Raw genomic sequence first — 17,804 nt, 5'->3', positions numbered from 1 at the left:
GCATTATAGGGAGTTATTCCGGCCTGACAAGGGGAAATTTAAAATTATTTTCCGACTGCTTTCTTTTTAAGCAAAACCACCTCAAACCGCCAGTTTTTCGAGCGTTTCGAAACCGTAACGCTGTAAAACGGGTATTAATTGCTCGGTCTCTGGCGTCATTGCCATGCAGAAAGCAATATTAGCATCCGCTGATTTGGCATCCGGCGCTTCATGCTCTAACAACCAGGCCGTGCGACGCGCAATCGCCGCCCCGGAATCCACCAGCCTTGTCCCTTCAGGAAGGACCTGCAACAGTTCTTCCTGTAATAGAGGGAAATGGGTACATCCCAGAACAACCGTGTCGGGCGGTTCCGGCATCCGCAGCCAGGGTCTCAGGATACGGCGTAGTTCTTCCAGCGATACGGGTTCACCGTGCAGTTTGGCTTCCGCCAGCTCCACCAGTTCTGCCGATCCCAACATCGCTATCTGACATTCATTCGCGAATCGCGCTATCAACTCATGGGTATAAGGGCGTTTTACCGTGCCACGCGTTGCCAGCAACCCGACGATGCCGTTGGCGGTCAGCCTCGCTGCGGGTTTAATCGCAGGTACGACGCCCACAACCGGGAACGCGAATTTTTCACGCAATGCAGGAAGAGAAACCGTGCTGGCCGTATTACAGGCGATTACCGCAAGTGAGAGAGGATAACGCTGCTGCACTGCGGTAACGATCTCGACAACGCGCTCGACAATAAACGCTTCGCTCTTTTCCCCATAAGGAAACGCGACGTTATCGAAAGCATATATATAGTGGAGATTCGGCAGGAGATGCCGAATCTCATCGTAGACCGACAACCCACCGACGCCGGAATCAAACACCAGCACGGTGGGACGTGGATCAGAAGGTGTAGCTGCCAGACAAGTAGTACTCTCGTCCTGCAGTTTGGTAGCCATAAGCTGTCTCGTAATCTTTATCGAACAGGTTGGCGATTTTACCACGAACTGTCAGGCGATCGGTGATCGGATACGATGCAGAAACATCAACAGTACTATAGCTCGGCAAGATTTGCTGGGTGTTATTGTACTGGGAGGTGTTGTTATCGTAGCGCTTGCCGTAATACTGCCACGATACATCCATATCGACGTTAAACATCGTCCAGTCCAGTTGATACTTCGCCTGGCGCTTCGAGCGTCGGGCTAACACTTCACCGTTGTCGTCATTACGCGGATCAACATATTGCAACGTGACACGATGGCTAAAGATGCCGGTATCAAAGCTGCCCGTCCATTCCACGCCTTTAATGGTTGCCGCATCAATATTGTCATACTCACCCTGGTAGGTGTCTGGATCAAAGTAGTAAGTGATCAGGTTAGTAATCTTGTAATGGTAGGCAGACAGGCGCCAGTCCAGCGGACCAGTGAGCCCTTCCAGCCCGGCCTCCCACTGTTTAGACTCTTCCGGTTTCAGGTTAGGATTCGCGTTGATGCCAAAACGGGTAGAACCAAACTGCTGCCCCAGAGATGGAGACAGGAACCCGGTACCATAGCCGATAGTTACTCGATAGTTGTCGATAAACTCCCATCCAGCCGTCGTCTGCCAGGTGCCATGCCAGCCAAACTGTTCATCATGATCTTCACGCCCTGAAGCCTCCAGCGTTACATCGCCGAATTGTTGCTGACCGGTCAGGTATAAACCGGTGTTATCGCGTTTATATGTGTCCGACATCACGGTATCGGATGAGGTCAAACGCTGCTGCTGCCAGTCTACGCCCGCGCTAACGGAACCGTGCCCCACGATAAGGTTATTACCCCATTGCAGGTTACGCTGAGTCATACGATCGAGCGTCGTACCGTCATGATAGCGACCATAAATACTGCTGTAGTTATAGTCCTTCACCTTCTGGTAGCTGGCGAGAAGTTGTGAAGAGTAAATCCCGGAGTTGAATTTCAGACCGGCATCCCAGCTCTGATTGTAGAGTTGCGATTCATCAGCACTGTAGGCCGGAATGGACGGCGGGCTTCCCAGATCGTAATCAGAGTTGTTGGTATAACTGTGACCACGGAAAAAACCATCGAAATTATCATTAAATTTATGTTCGAGGCTGCCCCAGAATGCCTTGCTGCGAAAACCATCGCGGTCGCGATCGTGATCCCAGGTTGAGCCGGGCTGTACGTTAAAGCCTTTATTGCCCTCATAAGAACCTGCTACCGTGGCGACAGTGTCGCCAAAGCGATGGCGCAACGTACCGTCATATTGCTGATAACCTTTTGAACCAACACCCGCGGTAATTTTTGACTGTTCTTGATCGGAGTGCGTAATAACGTTAATGACCCCACCCATTGCGCCGGAACCATAAATCGCCGAGCGTGGTCCACGAATGTATTCCACGCGTTGCACCAGCGATATTGGAATCTGATTCAGGTCAGGGTTATTCGTAATGCCAGGGCGGGTCATGGGAACACCATCGACCAGAACCAATACCTGTTTAGCTTCCGTACCACGAATAAATAAAGAAGAAGACTGCCCCATGCCACCGTTTTGATTGATATCAACGCCAGGCAGGCGGCGCATCACATCATTCAAATTCTTCGCTTGCCAGCGGTCGATATCCTCACGCGTCACAACATCAGCAGGCGCCAGTACGGTATTAACAGGTTGTTGAAAACGATTTGCGGTGACGATCAGGGTGTCTGGGTTAGTATCCTGCGCCCAGCCAGAAAATGCCGTGACGGAGAGCGCCGTCAGCAGCGAAGATTTTTTAATCATTGTAAAGCATCCACAATATAAGAAGGATGCCGCAGGCTTCATCGATAGTACGCGATGATGAACACCAGATGCGACGTTAGCCGGCAGGTCTTCGGGCTTGGAAGGTTATCCTCAGGATACAAGAGATGATGACTTCCCGCCGGGTGGCAGTGTCTGCTTATGCTCTCATCTCACCTTTCCTTACCGCTGCGCGTCAGCTCCAGATTCGCACTGGATTCCCTATTAACTCACAGGACCGGCTCACGGATGCTACATTCTGTAACAATCTACGTCCAGACCGCATATCACAATATCGGAAATCATCAATGACTGGACATCTGATGAGCAATCCCTACAATCCCCGCGTACTTTTATTTTTCAGGATGCATCATGACCCCCGAACACCTTCCGACAGAACAGTATGACGCGCAGCTAGCCGAAAAAGTGGTGCGCTTGCAGAGTATGATGGCGCCGTTTTCTGACCTGGTCCCGGAAGTGTTTCGCTCGCCAGTCAGCCATTATCGGATGCGCGCCGAATTTCGCCTGTGGCATGACGGCGACGACCTGTATCACATCATTTTTGATCAGCAGACGAAAAGCCGTATCCGCGTCGACAGCTTCCCGGCGGCCAGCGAGCTGATTAACCAGCTGATGACGGCGATGATTGAAGGCGTGCGCCATAATCGCGTCCTGCGCCATAAGCTGTTCCAGATTGATTACCTCACCACGATGAGCAATCAGGCGGTGGTTTCTCTGCTGTACCATAAAAAGCTGGATGATGAGTGGCGCCAGGAAGCGGAAACGCTGCGGGATGCGCTGCGAGCGCAGAACCTGAATGTGCATCTGATTGGCCGGGCGACCAAAACCAAAATCGAGCTGGATCAGGATTACATTGACGAACGTCTGCCCGTGGCGGGAAAAGAGATGATCTACCGTCAGGTAGAGAACAGCTTCACGCAGCCCAATGCCGCAATGAATATTCAGATGCTGGAGTGGGCGCTGGATGCAACCAAAGCGTCGAAAGGCGACCTGCTTGAACTGTACTGCGGCAACGGCAACTTCTCATTGGCTCTGGCGCGTAACTTCGACCGGGTGCTGGCAACGGAAATCGCTAAACCGTCAGTCGCCGCAGCGCAGTACAACATTGCCGCTAACCATATTGATAACGTGCAGATTATCCGTATGGCCGCTGAAGAGTTTACGCAGGCGATGAACGGAGTACGTGAGTTTAACCGTTTGCAGGGCATCGACCTGAAGAGCTATCAGTGTGAAACGATTTTTGTCGATCCGCCGCGTAGCGGGCTGGACAGTGAAACCGAGAAAATGGTGCAGGCGTATCCGCGTATTTTGTACATATCCTGCAACCCGGAAACACTGTGTAAGAACCTGGAAACATTAAGCCAGACGCACAATGTGTCACGTCTGGCTCTGTTCGATCAGTTCCCGTATACGCACCATATGGAATGCGGCGTGTTACTCACTGCCAGGTAAAACGTAGGCCGGATAAAGTGGTTACGCCGCCATCCGGCGATATGCCCGGTGGCGCTGCGCTTACCGGGCCTACAAATCATCGTAGGCCGGATAAAGCGTTTACGCCGCCATCCGGCGATATGCCCGGTGGCACTGCGCTTACCGGGCCTACAAATCATCGTAGGCCGGATAAGGCGTTTACGCCGCCATCCGGCATTATTCCGTGACTTCCTGCTTGCGGTTACGCATCTTAAAGCCAATCCAGAATACCAGAATCACCGACAGCACCGCCGGGAAGAAGTTAGAACCGATATCCGGGTATTCCGCACGTACCACGGTGCTGTACAACAGCACGCCGAGGATAAAACAGGCGGCAGCCAGCCCCGGCAAGCCGACAGGCATAGTGCGGTTTTGATAACGTTGATGCAGGCAATAAACCGCCAGCACCAGCGCGATAATCGGGAATACAGAAAACGGCACGATGGAGCTAAACAGCGCCGCGAATGTGCCATTGATCGATAAGCCAGCGACCAGCGCCAGCAACAGCGTACCTTTATCTTGACCTGACTGTTTCATTGCTCGTCCTTCACGTTACTCGGAGTGATGTGCCATCTTCTCTTGTTCACGGCGGTACCAGTAATATGCCCCTTTCGCAATCATGCGCAGTTGCAGTACCAGCCGCTCTTCCAGCTGTCGGCGTTGTTCCGCACCAACATCCAGCGCCTCGGCACCTGCACTAAACACAATCGTCACCATCGCTTCGGCTTGCGCTTCAGTGAACGCGCGCGGCATATGGTTTTCGAGTTCCAGATAGTCCGCAAGTTCCGCGATGAAATGCTGAATCTCACGCGCGACTGCGGCGCGAAACGCGGCCGAGGTGCCGGAACGTTCACGCAATAATAAACGGAAGGCGTTAGGATTGTTGCCGATGAACTCCATAAATGTGGAGACCGAGGTACGGATCACACTGCCGCCTTTGGCAATACGCTGACGCGCCTGGCGCATCAGCTGGCGCAGCATTAAACCGCTCTCATCCACCATCGTCAGGCCAAGCTCATCCACATCGCGGAAATGGCGATAAAATGAGGTTGGCGCAATGCCCGCTTCACGCGCTACTTCGCGTAAACTGAGACTGGCGAAACTCCGTTCGGCGCTCAGTTGACTGAATGCGGCTTCTACCAGCGAACGCCGGGTTTTTTCTTTTTGTTGCGCTCTAACGCCCATCACGATGTCTGAATCCTTCCATATGCCTTATCTGGCACTATACCAGAGAACAAACTTAATCTGTTTGTTCAGCTTTGTGAATGATTGTTTACAGGCTGTTTGTGCTCCAGCCCCACAAAAAAGCACAACGATAATTGGGTTAAAGGCGCGCGAATGTTATCATCGTGTTTATTTTATGTATAAAAACAGGTGAGTAATACCATGCCACATTCCTGGGATTATGATGCAATCGTCATAGGTTCAGGCCCCGGCGGCGAAGGCGCTGCAATGGGTCTGGTTAAGCAAGGAGCGCGCGTCGCCGTTATTGAGCGTTATCACAACGTTGGTGGCGGTTGTACCCACTGGGGCACCATCCCGTCGAAAGCGCTCCGCCATGCCGTCAGCCGTATCATCGAATTCAACCAGAACCCCCTCTACAGCGACCACTCCCGACTACTTCGTTCTTCCTTTGCCGATATTCTCAACCATGCCGATAACGTCATTAATCAACAAACGCGCATGCGGCAGGGCTTTTATGAGCGCAACCACTGTGAAATATTGCAGGGTAATGCGCATTTTGTTGACGAAAACACCCTCGCGCTGGAGTGCCACGACGGCACGGTCGAAACCCTGACGGCGGAGAAATTCGTGATTGCCTGCGGGTCGCGTCCTTATCACCCGGCCGACGTTGATTTTGCGCATCCACGTATTTACGACAGCGACTCAATCCTTAGCCTGCATCACGAACCTCGTCACGTCATCATCTATGGCGCCGGGGTGATCGGCTGCGAATATGCGTCAATCTTCCGGGGAATGGACGTCAAAGTTGATTTGATTAACACCCGCGACCGTCTGCTGGCGTTTCTTGATCAGGAGATGTCCGACTCTCTCTCTTACCACTTCTGGAACAGCGGCGTGGTTATTCGTCATAACGAAGAGTACGAGAAGATTGAAGGCTGCGACGACGGCGTCATTATGCACCTGAAATCCGGTAAAAAGCTGAAGGCCGACTGTCTGCTGTACGCCAACGGACGCACCGGTAACACCGATTCACTGGCGCTGGGAAATATCGGTCTGGAAACCGACAGCCGTGGGCAACTCAAAGTCAACAGCATGTACCAGACCGCACTGCCGCACATTTACGCGGTGGGCGATGTGATTGGCTATCCGAGTCTGGCTTCCGCCGCTTACGACCAGGGTCGAATTGCCGCGCAGGCGCTGGTGAAAGGCGAAGCGACCGCCCATCTTATTGAAGATATCCCTACCGGGATTTACACCATCCCGGAAATCAGCTCCGTCGGCAAAACCGAGCAGCAATTGACGGCGATGAAAGTGCCTTACGAAGTCGGACGTGCGCAGTTTAAGCACCTGGCGCGCGCGCAAATCGTCGGGATGAACGTGGGAACGCTGAAGATCCTGTTCCATCGGGAAACAAAAGAGATTCTGGGGATTCACTGCTTTGGCGAACGCGCGGCCGAAATTATTCACATCGGCCAGGCGATTATGGAACAGAAAGGCGGCGGTAACACCATTGAGTACTTCGTTAACACCACCTTTAACTACCCGACAATGGCGGAAGCCTATCGGGTAGCGGCGCTAAACGGCTTAAACCGCCTGTTTTAACGCTTTGTCGAAATGGCCATCCATCTCCGCACGGATGGCCTCCGCCAGTTGCTCATAGCGACTGCGCAGCGGCGATCCCGGACGATAAACCAACCCAACCGTACGCTTAGGCTCCGGCTTAATGCACGGCAGGTAGACTACGCCATCACGCTTACGCTCCTGCGGAACCGCCAGCGCGGGCAGTAAGGTAATACCGCTCCCCGCCGCAACCATGTTGCGCAGCGTTTCCAGACTGGTCGCCCGGAAATGGGTGTCTTCATCCGCGCCCGCCTCGAAGCAGAAGCCCATCGCCTGATCGCGCAGGCAGTGCCCGTCTTCCAGCATCAGCAGTTTTTCACCCGCCAGATCGGACATCGGCACACGATCGCGATTCGCCCACGGGTGATCCTCATAGATCGCCAGCATCATGGGTTCATCAAACAGCGGCACTTCGATAAACGCCTCGCTCTCTTTCACCAGCGCCAGGATCACGCAGTCAAGCTTGCCGCTGTCCAGTTGCGCCAGCAGCTGGTGCGTCTGCGCTTCATGCAGATACATTTCCAGCTTCGGGAAGGTCTGATGCAGCATCGGAATAATATGCGGCAGCAGGTAAGGGCCAACCGTTGGGATCAGGCCGATATGCAATGGGCCAGACATCGTCTCACCTTGCTGGCTTGCCATCTCCTTGAGCACTTTGACCTCACGCAGCACGGTGCGCGCCTGATCCACCAGCAGTAAACCCGCCTGGGTGAACAGAACTTTACGACTCGTACGCTCCAGCAGCATTACGCCCAGTTCATCTTCCAGCTTACGGATTTGCCCGCTGAGCGTCGGCTGGCTGACGTGACAGGAGTCCGCCGCACGCCGGAAATGGCGGTGTTCGGCTAATGCCACCAGGTATTCAAGATCACGAATATTCATTATTCATCCTCCGTCGCCACGATAGTTCATGGCGATAGGTAGCATAGCAACGAACGATTATCCCTATCAAGCTTTCTGTCTAATAATACATCACAGAAACGGAGCGGTACCTCTTTAACCCTTGAAGTCACCGCCCGTTCAAAGAGTTTTTCTCAACTCGAAATAACTAAAGCCAACGTGAACTTTTGCGGACCCTATGGTCCGCTTTTTTTTGCATAAATAAAATAAGCCCGACGTGATGCCAGGCTCTGATGACTGTTGCCGGATGGCGACGGTTCACAATTTTTTGTAGGCCGGGTAAGGCGTCATCCGGCACAACGCCAGTTACGCCAGACGCGCCTTCGCGTAGTCGATCGCCTGCGCAACCTGCTGCGGTGAAACACCGCCTTTCGCCGCACGTTTATCCAGGCATGATTGCAGCGACAGAATCGGATACACATCATCGCCAATCACAGCGCTAAATTTTTGCAGGTCAGCCAGCGACAGATCTTCCAGCGGTTTTCTCTGTCGAATCGCTTCCACCACCGTTTCGCCCACAATATGGTGCGCTTCACGGAACGGCACGCCTTTGGCAACCAGATAATCCGCCAGCTCAGTCGCATTCGCATAGCCCTGCTGCGCCGCTTCCTGGCAGCGCGGACGTTTTACCTGAATGCCATCCAGCACCAGCGCCGCCATGTGCAGGCAGTCCAGCCAGGTGTCGAGCGCATCAAACAGCCCTTCTTTGTCTTCCTGCATGTCTTTGTTGTACGCCAGCGGCAGGCCTTTCAGCGTCATCATCATCGCCGTTAATGCCCCCTGCACACGACCGCACTTGCCACGGATCAGTTCCAGCGCATCCGGGTTTTTCTTCTGCGGCATCAGCGATGAACCCGACGTCACGCGATCGGAGAGTTCCACAAAGCCCGCTTCACCGGTATTAAAGAAAATCAGATCTTCCGCAAAGCGCGACAGGTGAACCATGCCGATAGACGCGTCGGACAGCAGTTCCAGCACATGGTCACGATCGGACACGCTGTCCAGACTGTTACGCGTCGCCGAGGCAAAGCCCAGCCAGCCTGCCAGCTGTTCACGGTCGATTTCATACGCCGTACCCGCCAGCGCGCCGCAGCCTAACGGGCTGACGTCCAGGCGCTTGAGCGCATCCTGCAAGCGGCTCTCATCACGCGCCAGCATTTCCACATACGCCAGGCACCAGTGGGCAAACGTCACCGGCTGCGCGCGTTGCAGATGGGTGTACCCCGGCATGACGGCATCCTGATTATTCTGCGCCGTCTCTACCAGCGCGCTTTGTAACTGACGGTTAGCAGACAGCAGCTCGGTGACCGTATCTTTGCACCATAGCTTCAGGTCGGTCGCAACCTGGTCGTTACGACTGCGCCCGGTGTGCAGCTTTTTACCCAACTGGCCGACTTTATCGATCAGTTTACCTTCCACCCAGCTGTGAATATCTTCCGCGTCGCTTTCCAGAATCTGCTGCGGATTCACCCGAACCTCTTCCAGCAGCGCGCTCAGCGCCTCTTCCAGTTGCAGTTGCTCATCCGCAGTCAACACCCCAACCGTGACCAGAGCTTTGGACCAGGCCACAGAGCCGACGATATCCTGCTCGGCCAGGCGGTAATCAAAGCGCAATGAGTCATTAAACTGTTTGAACCGTTGATCCGCTGCCTGTGTAAAACGCCCACCCCAAAGTGCCATAACATGCTTCCTTAATATCTTGAATTTCAATGCCAGATGGCGCTTAGCTTATCCGGCCTACAGGTTCGGTTCACCCAGGCCCGATAAGGCGTGGCCGCCATCGGGCACAAAATAGTTTAAGCCAGAATACGCGTACCGATCGGCGTACCGTTAAACAACGCCGGAAGCTGCTCGGCATGACGCCAGGAGGCGATATCCACCGGGCGCCCCAGCGTGCGGGCGGCGTCCAGCGCCGCGTTCACCTTCACAATCATGCCGTCGGTAATGATGCCCTGATCGATCAGCTGTTCCGCTTTGGCCGCCGTCATCTCGGCAATACGCTGACCTTTGCCATCCAGAATACCGCTTACATCAGAAAGCAGGATCAGATCCGCCCCCAGCGTTGCCGCCAGCGCCGTCGCCGCCTGATCGGCATTGACGTTCATCAGTTGCCCTTCTTCGGTCACGCCAATGGAACTGACCACCGGCAAGAAGCCGCCTTCCAGCAGCGTGTTAATCAGCTTAGGCGAACCTGGCTGCGCCAGTCCAACGTGGCCCAGCTCTTCATCGAGTTGGGTCACTTTTACGCTATCGCCGTCGCCGAGATACAGGCCAACGGACGCGATATGGTGTTTTTTCGCCCACGCCAGCAAGGTTTTATTGGCGGTTCCCGCCAGCGCGCCGGTGATGATGTCAATCTGATCGGCGGGCGTCACGCGCAGGCCATTTTTCTTTTTCACCGGCAAATTTAACTGTTTCATCAGCTCATCCACAACACAGCCGCCGCCGTGCACGATAATCAGCGGACGCTGATGCGACTCGCGGTAATTGACCAGCGCGGTAAACAGACGCTCCAGCGCCTCTTCGCTATCCAGTAATACGCCGCCCAGCTTGATAATTAATGGATTCATCATTGCACCCTTAAATAAGAGACTGCGTTTCAGCAAAGCCGAAACGAATATTTGCGCACTGCACAGCCTGCGCCGCTGCGCCTTTCAACAGGTTATCTTCGGTCGCCACCACGATCAGGTGCTCGCCCTGAACGGCAAAGCCAATATCGCAGAACGGCAGCCCGACCACATTCTTCAGCGCCGGAACGCCCTTGTCATATAGCCGCACCAGCGGCTTGTCGCCATACGCCTGCTGCAACGCCTGCGCCACCTGAGTATGGGTAACGCCAGCTTTCAGGCGGCAGGTGATCGTTTCCAGAATCCCGCGCGGGAAGTTCCCCAGATGCGGCGTGAAAATAACCTCAGCCCCCAGATGGGTGGCGATTTCCGGCTGATGACGATGGGTAAAGACGCCATACGGTTGCAGGCTGACTTCACAGAAACTGTTCGAAAGCGCCGCCTTACGCCCGGCGCCGCTCACGCCGCTGGTTGCGTTAATGACCGGCCACTGGTTGAGATCCAGCAGGCCTGCGTCAATCAGCGGTTTTAACGACAATTGCGCCGCCGTCGGATAGCATCCCGGCACCGCAATCAGATTCGCTTCTTTTAGCTTGTCCGCGCTCCACTCCGCCAGGCCATACACCGCCTGTTCCAGCAGCTCAGGGTGCTGATGGGTAAAGCCATAATATTTTTCGTAGAAGGCGCTATCATTAACCCGGAACGCACCGGAGAGATCAAACACAACACAGCCCGCATTCAGGAACTGCGGGGCCAGGTCGTGGCTCACTTCATGCGCGGTGGCGAGAAACACCACATCCACCCCGCCGCTGAACTCGCTAATATCAGACATTGGCTGCAATGGCAGATCGACAATGCCTTTTAACTGCGGATGTAAATCAGAGATTAGCTTTCCTGCATCATTGCTTTGCGCTGAGACGGTTAAAGCGGTTATGGTCATATCAGGATGACGATTTACATAGGTCACAAGCTCTGCGCCAGCGTAACCGCTGGCACCCACAATCAGCGTATTCAACATCGGGGCTGTTCACCTTCTTATGTCTGGTTGCCTGGTTAAGCCGTAACAACTTCACCTTACAGTTGGTGGGTTTTCTTACGCTCAACGTTAATGTATTTTTATTCACAAATAATGCATGAATATTGATACTATCATGACCCGAGGTGTGTCAACAATGAAAAACACTTTACCGCCATTTATCGAGATTTACCGCGCTCTGATTGCCACACCGTCGATTAGCGCTACCGAAGAAGCGCTCGATCAAAGTAATGCGTCTTTAATCACTCTGCTGGCAGACTGGTTTAAAGATCTGGGCTTCAAGGTTGAGGTCCAGGCAGTCCCCGGTACGCGCAATAAATTCAATATGCTGGCAAGCACCGGACAGGGTGCTGGCGGTTTGTTGCTGGCGGGCCATACCGATACCGTTCCCTTTGACGACGGACGCTGGACGCGCGATCCGTTCACGCTGACCGAGCACAATAACAAGCTCTACGGGCTGGGTACGGCGGACATGAAAGGCTTCTTTGCTTTTATCCTCGATGCCCTGCGTGACGTGGATGTGACGACGCTGAAAAAACCGCTGTATATTCTGGCTACCGCCGATGAAGAGACCAGCATGGCGGGCGCGCGCTATTTCGCTGAAACCACCGCCCTGCGCCCGGACTGCGCGATCATCGGTGAACCAACGTCCCTGCAACCGGTGCGCGCGCACAAAGGCCATATTTCAAACGCCATCCGCATTCTGGGGCAATCGGGCCACTCCAGCGATCCAGCGCGCGGGGTTAACGCCATTGAGCTGATGCACGACGCCATTGGCCGCATCATGCAGCTGCGCGATGACCTGAAAGAACGTTATCACTACGCGGCGTTTACCGTTCCCTATCCGACATTAAACCTGGGCCACATTCACGGTGGCGACGCCGCGAACCGTATCTGCGCCTGTTGCGAGTTGCATATGGATATTCGCCCGCTGCCGGGCATGACGCTGAACGATCTCAACGGATTGCTCAACGATGCGCTGGCGCCCGTGAGCGAACGCTGGCCGGGCCGTCTGACGGTGTCCGAACTGCATCCGCCGATTCCCGGCTACGAATGTCCGCCTGACCACCAACTGGTGGAAGTGGTCGAGAAACTGCTGGGCGCGCAAACCGAAGTGGTGAACTACTGCACCGAAGCGCCGTTTATCCAGACCTTGTGCCCAACGCTGGTGCTTGGCCCGGGTTCGATTAATCAGGCGCACCAGCCGGATGAATATCTGGAAACGCGTTTTATCAAGCCAACCCGCGATCTGATTACGCAGGTTGTCCATCATTTCTGCTGGCATTAACTGCTTATCACCTCGCTAACCCTTTAGTGGTAAGTGAGGTGATTTATTAACATTTCCATAAGCAACGCTTATTTGATTCGATGTGAATTAAATTACGTAAATTCCCGTCATTTATTCGTTTGCTGAACCGATTTCGCAGCAATTGACGTCAGGTGTTTTACGTGGCTTTATAAAGATAAGAAGTGATGTAAAAAATTAAAGTCCGAAAGATTTCACGTTGCAGCCAACGCCGCTGTGACGCGAAAGATACAGGACATATTCAAAACAGATGGGGTGTCTGGGATCATATGAACGAACAATATTCCGCGTTGCGTAGTAATGTCAGTATGCTCGGCAAAGTGCTGGGAGAAACCATCAAGGATGCGCTGGGAGAGAACATTCTTGATCGCGTAGAAACAATCCGTAAGCTGTCTAAATCATCTCGCGCTGGCAATGAAGCGAATCGCCAGGAGTTGCTCACCACGCTACAGAATCTGTCCAACGACGAGCTGCTGCCTGTTGCCCGTGCGTTTAGTCAGTTCCTGAACCTGGCCAATACCGCCGAGCAGTACCACAGCATTTCGCCGCAGGGCGAAGCTGCCAGCAACCCGGAAGTGATTGCCCGCACCCTGCGTAAACTGAAAGATCAACCCAATCTCGACGAAGCCACCATCAAAAACGCGGTGGAGTCGTTATCTCTGGAACTGGTACTGACCGCACACCCTACCGAGATCACTCGCCGCACGCTGATTCACAAAATGGGCGAAGTCAACGCCTGTCTGAAGCAGCTCGATAACAAAGAGATCGCGGATTACGAACGTAATCAGCTCATGCGCCGTCTGCGCCAGCTGATCGCCCAGTCCTGGCATACGGATGAAATCCGTAAAAACCGCCCAAGTCCGGTCGACGAAGCCAAATGGGGCTTTGCGGTGGTTGAAAACAGCCTGTGGGAAGGGGTGCCAAATTATCTACGTGAGTTGAACGAACAACTGGAAGAGCATCTGGGCTACAAACTGCCGGTGGATTTTGTTCCGGTGCGTTTCACCTCCTGGATGGGCGGCGACCGTGACGGCAACCCGAACGTAACGGCTGATGTCACCCGCCACGTTCTCCTGTTGAGCCGCTGGAAAGCCACCGATCTGTTCCTGAAAGATATTCAGGTTCTGATTTCTGAGCTGTCGATGGTCGACGCCACGCCGGAACTGCTGGCGCTGGTCGGCGAAGAAGGCGCATCAGAACCTTACCGCTACCTGATGAAAAGCCTGCGTTCCCGCCTGATGGCAACGCAAGCCTGGCTGGAAGCGCGTCTGAAAGGCGAGAAACTGCCGAAACCCGCTGGCCTGCTGACGCAAAACGAGCAGTTGTGGGAGCCGCTGTACGCCTGTTATCAGTCTCTGCAAGCGTGCGGCATGGGCATCATCGCCAATGGCGAACTGCTTGATACCCTGCGCCGGGTGAAATGCTTTGGCGTGCCGCTGGTGCGCATTGATATTCGCCAGGAGAGCACCCGCCATACCGAAGCGCTGGGCGAGCTGACGCGTTATCTGGGCATCGGCGATTATGAAAGCTGGTCCGAAGCCGATAAACAGGCTTTCCTGATCCGCGAACTCAACTCCAAGCGTCCGCTGCTGCCTCGTCAGTGGGAACCGAGCGACGACACCCGCGAAGTGCTTGAGACCTGTAAAGTGATTGCCGAAGCGCCGCTGGGTTCCATCGCCGCTTACGTTATCTCTATGGCGAAAACGCCGTCCGACGTGCTGGCCGTGCATCTGTTGTTGAAAGAAGCCGGGATTAGCTTTGCCATGCCGGTTGCGCCGCTGTTCGAAACGCTGGACGACCTGAACAACGCCGACGCGGTAATGACCCAGTTGCTGAATATCGACTGGTATCGCGGCTTTATTCAGGGCAAACAGATGGTCATGATTGGCTACTCTGACTCGGCGAAAGACGCAGGCGTAATGGCCGCCTCCTGGGCGCAGTATCAGGCTCAGGACGCGCTGATCAAAACCTGTGAAAAAGCCGGAATTGAACTGACGCTGTTCCACGGTCGCGGCGGTTCCATTGGCCGTGGCGGCGCGCCTGCTCATGCGGCACTGCTTTCCCAACCGCCGGGCAGCCTGAAAGGCGGCCTGCGCGTGACCGAACAGGGTGAGATGATCCGCTTTAAGTACGGCCTGCCTGAAGTCACCATCAGCAGCCTGTCTCTGTACACCGGCGCGATTCTGGAAGCCAACCTGCTGCCGCCGCCGGAGCCGAAAAATTCGTGGCGTCATATCATGGACGAGCTGTCCGTGATCTCCTGCGACCTGTATCGCGGCTATGTCCGCGAGAATAAAGACTTCGTCCCGTACTTCCGTTCCGCAACGCCAGAACAGGAACTGGGCAAATTGCCGCTCGGTTCGCGCCCGGCAAAACGTCGCCCGACAGGCGGGGTTGAATCCCTGCGCGCCATTCCCTGGATCTTCGCCTGGACGCAAAACCGCCTGATGCTCCCGGCCTGGCTGGGTGCGGGCACCGCGCTGCAAAAAGTCGTTGAAGATGGCAAGCAAAGCGAACTGGAAGCCATGTGCCGCGACTGGCCGTTCTTCTCCACGCGCCTCGGCATGCTGGAGATGGTGTTCTCTAAAGCCGACCTGTGGCTGGCGGAATACTACGATCAACGCCTGGTCAAAAAAGCGCTGTGGCCACTGGGTGAAGAGTTACGCAACCTGCTGGCAGAGGACATCAAAGTGGTGCTGGCGATTGCCAACGATTCCCATCTGATGGCCGACCTGCCGTGGATTGCCGAGTCTATCCAGTTAAGGAATGTGTATACCGACCCGCTGAACGTGTTGCAGGCGGAACTTTTACACCGTTCCCGTCTTGCAGAAGAGCAAGGCAAAGATCCAGACCCGCGCGTCGAACAGGCGCTGATGGTCACGATTGCGGGCGTGGCTGCGGGGATGCGTAATACCGGCTAACCCACACGCATCGTCATATCCCCTCTCGCCCGCCCGGGCGAGAGGGCTTTGAAATATTTCTGTAATAATCGCCTGTTTTTCAATATATTCCTGCCTGCGTTTTGTTCACTCTGCTGAATACGCCATCAACAAGAATAGGTCACTGGCATCGCCATACTTAAGGTTCTCTTAATGATTTGTCGCTACGTTGGCGACTCGAATAAAAACAGGCTTCATATATGTTCTTCACACACACATCTGCTAAACCTTCGTTTAGCTGGAAAGCCCTTGGCTGGGCGTTACTCTATTTTTGGTTCTTCTCTACATTACTTCAGGCCGTTATTTGCATCAGCGGCTATAGCGGCACCAACGGGCTGCGTGACTCACTGCTTTTCAGTTCGCTCTGGCTGATCCCGGTATTTTTATTTCCCCGTCATACCCGCGCGATTGCCGCCGTTATTGGCGTTGTACTCTGGGCCTCTTCGCTGGCGGCGCTCAGTTATTATGTCATTTACGGGCAGGAATTCTCGCAAAGCGTTCTGTATGTCATGTTTGAAACAAACGCGAACGAAGCCAGCGAGTACTTGAGCCAGTATTTCAGTCTGAAGATTATCCTTATCGCCCTGGCCTATACCGCCGTGGCAATCCTGCTGTGGACGCGTTTAAAGCCAATATATATTCCCGCGCCGTGGCGCTGGTTAGTCTCCTTTGTATTGTTATACGGCCTTATTCTGCATCCGATCGCCGTCGGGACGTTTATCAAACATAAGCCGTTTGAGCAGACATTAGGCGGCCTCGCCTCGCGTATGGAACCCGCTGCGCCGTGGCAGTTTATCAATGGCTATTATCAATATAATCAGCAACTCACGTCGCTGAATAGTCTGCTTAACGAGAACAACGCGCTGCCTCCGTTAACGAATTTTAAAGATAACTCCGGTGATGCGCCGCGTACGTTAGTGCTGGTTATCGGCGAGTCAACCCAGCGTGGTCGCATGAGTCTGTACGGTTATCCGCGTGAAACCACGCCAGAGCTGGACGCGTTGCATAAAAGCGATCCGGGTCTGACCGTATTCAATAACGTCGTCACCTCCCGGCCATACACGATTGAAATTCTGCAACAGGCGCTGACCTTCGCCAATGAAAAGAACCCGGACTTGTATCTGACGAAACCGTCGCTGATGAACATGATGAAACAGGCAGGTTATAAGACGTTCTGGATCACCAATCAGCAGACGATGACCGCGCGTAATACGATGCTGACCGTATTCTCGAAACAGACCGACAAGCAGTTTTATATGAATCAGCAGCGTACTCAAAGCGCGCGGGAATATGACACCAACGTTCTGGCGCCCTTTAAAGACGTGATGGCCGACCCGGCACCGAAGAAATTTATTATCGTTCACCTGCTGGGAACACATATCAAATACAAATTCCGCTACCCGGAGAATCAGGGAAAATTTGACGGTCAAACCGATCATATCCCTGCGGGCGTGAGCGAAGACGAACAGGATATTTATAACGATTACGATAACGCGAATCTGTATAACGACCATGTCGTCGCCAGCCTGATTAAGGACTATAAAGCGACTGACCCGAACGGTTTTCTGCTCTACTTCTCCGATCACGGTGAAGAAGTGTATGACACGCCGCCGCACAAAACGCAGGGACGTAACGAAGACAACCCTACGCGTCATATGTATACGGTGCCGTTCCTGTTATGGACGTCAGAAAAGTGGCAGGCCGCACACCCGCGCGATCTCTCTGCGTATGTTGATCGCAAGTACAGCAGCTCTGAACTTATCCATACCTGGTCCGACTTAGCGGGGCTGACCTACGACGGGTTCGACCCGACGCGCTCCATCACCAGCCCGCAGTTTAAGGCGATCACGCGCTGGATTGGCAACCCGTATAAGAAAAACGCGTTGATTGATTACGATACCCTGCCTTACGGGGATCATGTCGGAAATCAGTAACGGCATCGCCGGATGGCGCTGACGCTTATCCGGCCTACAAAATGCATAACCCGTGTACCGCCATCCGGCAATTATCGCTTGAG

13 protein-coding genes and 1 riboswitch are annotated in these 17,804 nt (G+C 54.1%); of the genes, 5 read left to right on the top strand and 8 right to left on the bottom strand.

Annotation, left to right across the window (positions count from 1 at the left end; all coding sequences use genetic code 11):
* Nucleotides 1-81: 81 nt before the first annotated feature.
* Together murI and btuB are read right to left on the bottom strand one after the other, a co-directional pair.
* Complete coding sequence (gene murI, locus OGX93_RS00595; RefSeq protein WP_071259495.1) at nt 82-933, bottom strand: glutamate racemase; 852 nt, start codon at nt 931-933, stop codon at nt 82-84.
* Complete coding sequence (gene btuB / locus OGX93_RS00590) at nt 878-2,746, bottom strand: TonB-dependent vitamin B12 receptor BtuB (protein WP_110494821.1); 1,869 nt, start codon at nt 2,744-2,746, stop codon at nt 878-880. Before btuB ends, murI begins: the two co-directional genes overlap by 56 nt.
* Before the next feature lie 65 nt (nt 2,747-2,811).
* Nucleotides 2,812-3,001: riboswitch (cobalamin riboswitch) on the bottom strand.
* Between the two features lie 114 nt (nt 3,002-3,115).
* Between btuB and trmA the strand changes: the two genes are divergently transcribed.
* Nucleotides 3,116-4,216 (top strand): tRNA (uridine(54)-C5)-methyltransferase TrmA, encoded by a 1,101-nt coding sequence (gene trmA / locus OGX93_RS00585; RefSeq protein ID WP_047459762.1) that lies wholly within the window; start codon nt 3,116-3,118, stop codon nt 4,214-4,216.
* A 195-nt stretch (nt 4,217-4,411) separates the two neighbouring features.
* Here the strand turns inward: trmA and OGX93_RS00580 are convergent, their stop codons facing one another.
* Nucleotides 4,412-4,771, bottom strand: coding sequence for a YijD family membrane protein (locus OGX93_RS00580; protein WP_134769893.1), 360 nt, complete (start codon nt 4,769-4,771; stop codon nt 4,412-4,414).
* Nucleotides 4,772-4,786: 15 nt separating this feature from the next.
* Nucleotides 4,787-5,422 carry an HTH-type transcriptional repressor FabR gene (gene fabR, locus OGX93_RS00575; RefSeq protein WP_047459767.1) on the bottom strand — a complete coding sequence of 212 codons (636 nt, stop codon included), beginning with the start codon at nt 5,420-5,422 and terminating at the stop codon, nt 4,787-4,789.
* A gap of 198 nt (nt 5,423-5,620) precedes the next feature.
* On the opposite strand from fabR, the gene sthA reads away from it, so the two are divergent.
* Nucleotides 5,621-7,021: a Si-specific NAD(P)(+) transhydrogenase gene (sthA, locus tag OGX93_RS00570; protein ID WP_012133830.1), complete on the top strand. Its 1,401-nt coding sequence runs from the start codon at nt 5,621-5,623 to the stop codon at nt 7,019-7,021.
* Here sthA and oxyR read toward each other — a convergent pair.
* The 4 genes from oxyR to argC all read right to left on the bottom strand — a co-directional run bounded on the left by oxyR (nt 7,004) and on the right by argC (nt 11,524).
* Nucleotides 7,004-7,921, bottom strand: coding sequence for a DNA-binding transcriptional regulator OxyR (oxyR, locus tag OGX93_RS00565; protein WP_012133831.1), 918 nt, complete (start codon nt 7,919-7,921; stop codon nt 7,004-7,006). The genes sthA and oxyR overlap by 18 nt on opposite strands.
* 324 nt (nt 7,922-8,245) lie before the next feature.
* A complete protein-coding gene (gene argH / locus OGX93_RS00560; protein WP_134769894.1) occupies nt 8,246-9,619 on the bottom strand; it encodes an argininosuccinate lyase in 1,374 nt (457 codons plus the stop codon).
* A 116-nt stretch (nt 9,620-9,735) separates the two neighbouring features.
* Nucleotides 9,736-10,512 carry an acetylglutamate kinase gene (gene argB / locus OGX93_RS00555; protein WP_012133833.1) on the bottom strand — a complete coding sequence of 259 codons (777 nt, stop codon included), beginning with the start codon at nt 10,510-10,512 and terminating at the stop codon, nt 9,736-9,738.
* 7 nt (nt 10,513-10,519) lie between these two features.
* On the bottom strand, nt 10,520-11,524 hold the full coding sequence (argC, locus tag OGX93_RS00550) for an N-acetyl-gamma-glutamyl-phosphate reductase (protein ID WP_012133834.1): 1,005 nt from the start codon (nt 11,522-11,524) through the stop codon (nt 10,520-10,522).
* A 154-nt stretch (nt 11,525-11,678) separates the two neighbouring features.
* Here argC and argE point away from each other — a divergent pair, with 154 nt between their 5' ends.
* From argE to OGX93_RS00535, 3 genes are all read left to right on the top strand, one after another.
* Entirely contained in the window at nt 11,679-12,830 is a 1,152-nt protein-coding gene (argE, locus tag OGX93_RS00545; RefSeq protein ID WP_286448809.1) for an acetylornithine deacetylase, read from the top strand.
* A gap of 287 nt (nt 12,831-13,117) precedes the next feature.
* Nucleotides 13,118-15,769, top strand: a complete 2,652-nt coding sequence (ppc, locus tag OGX93_RS00540) for a phosphoenolpyruvate carboxylase (RefSeq protein ID WP_071259486.1) — start codon at nt 13,118-13,120, stop codon at nt 15,767-15,769.
* 218 nt (nt 15,770-15,987) lie between these two features.
* Nucleotides 15,988-17,721: a phosphoethanolamine transferase CptA gene (locus tag OGX93_RS00535; RefSeq protein ID WP_058668391.1), complete on the top strand. Its 1,734-nt coding sequence runs from the start codon at nt 15,988-15,990 to the stop codon at nt 17,719-17,721.
* Nucleotides 17,722-17,804: the final 83 nt, after the last annotated feature.

Origin of the sequence: Citrobacter sp. CK195 (assembly GCF_030333365.1) — a bacterium.
Lineage (GTDB): Bacteria > Pseudomonadota > Gammaproteobacteria > Enterobacterales > Enterobacteriaceae > Citrobacter_B > Citrobacter_B koseri.
The sequence above is the reverse complement of the archived record's forward strand: the minus strand, read 5'-3'. Positions and strand labels throughout refer to the sequence as shown.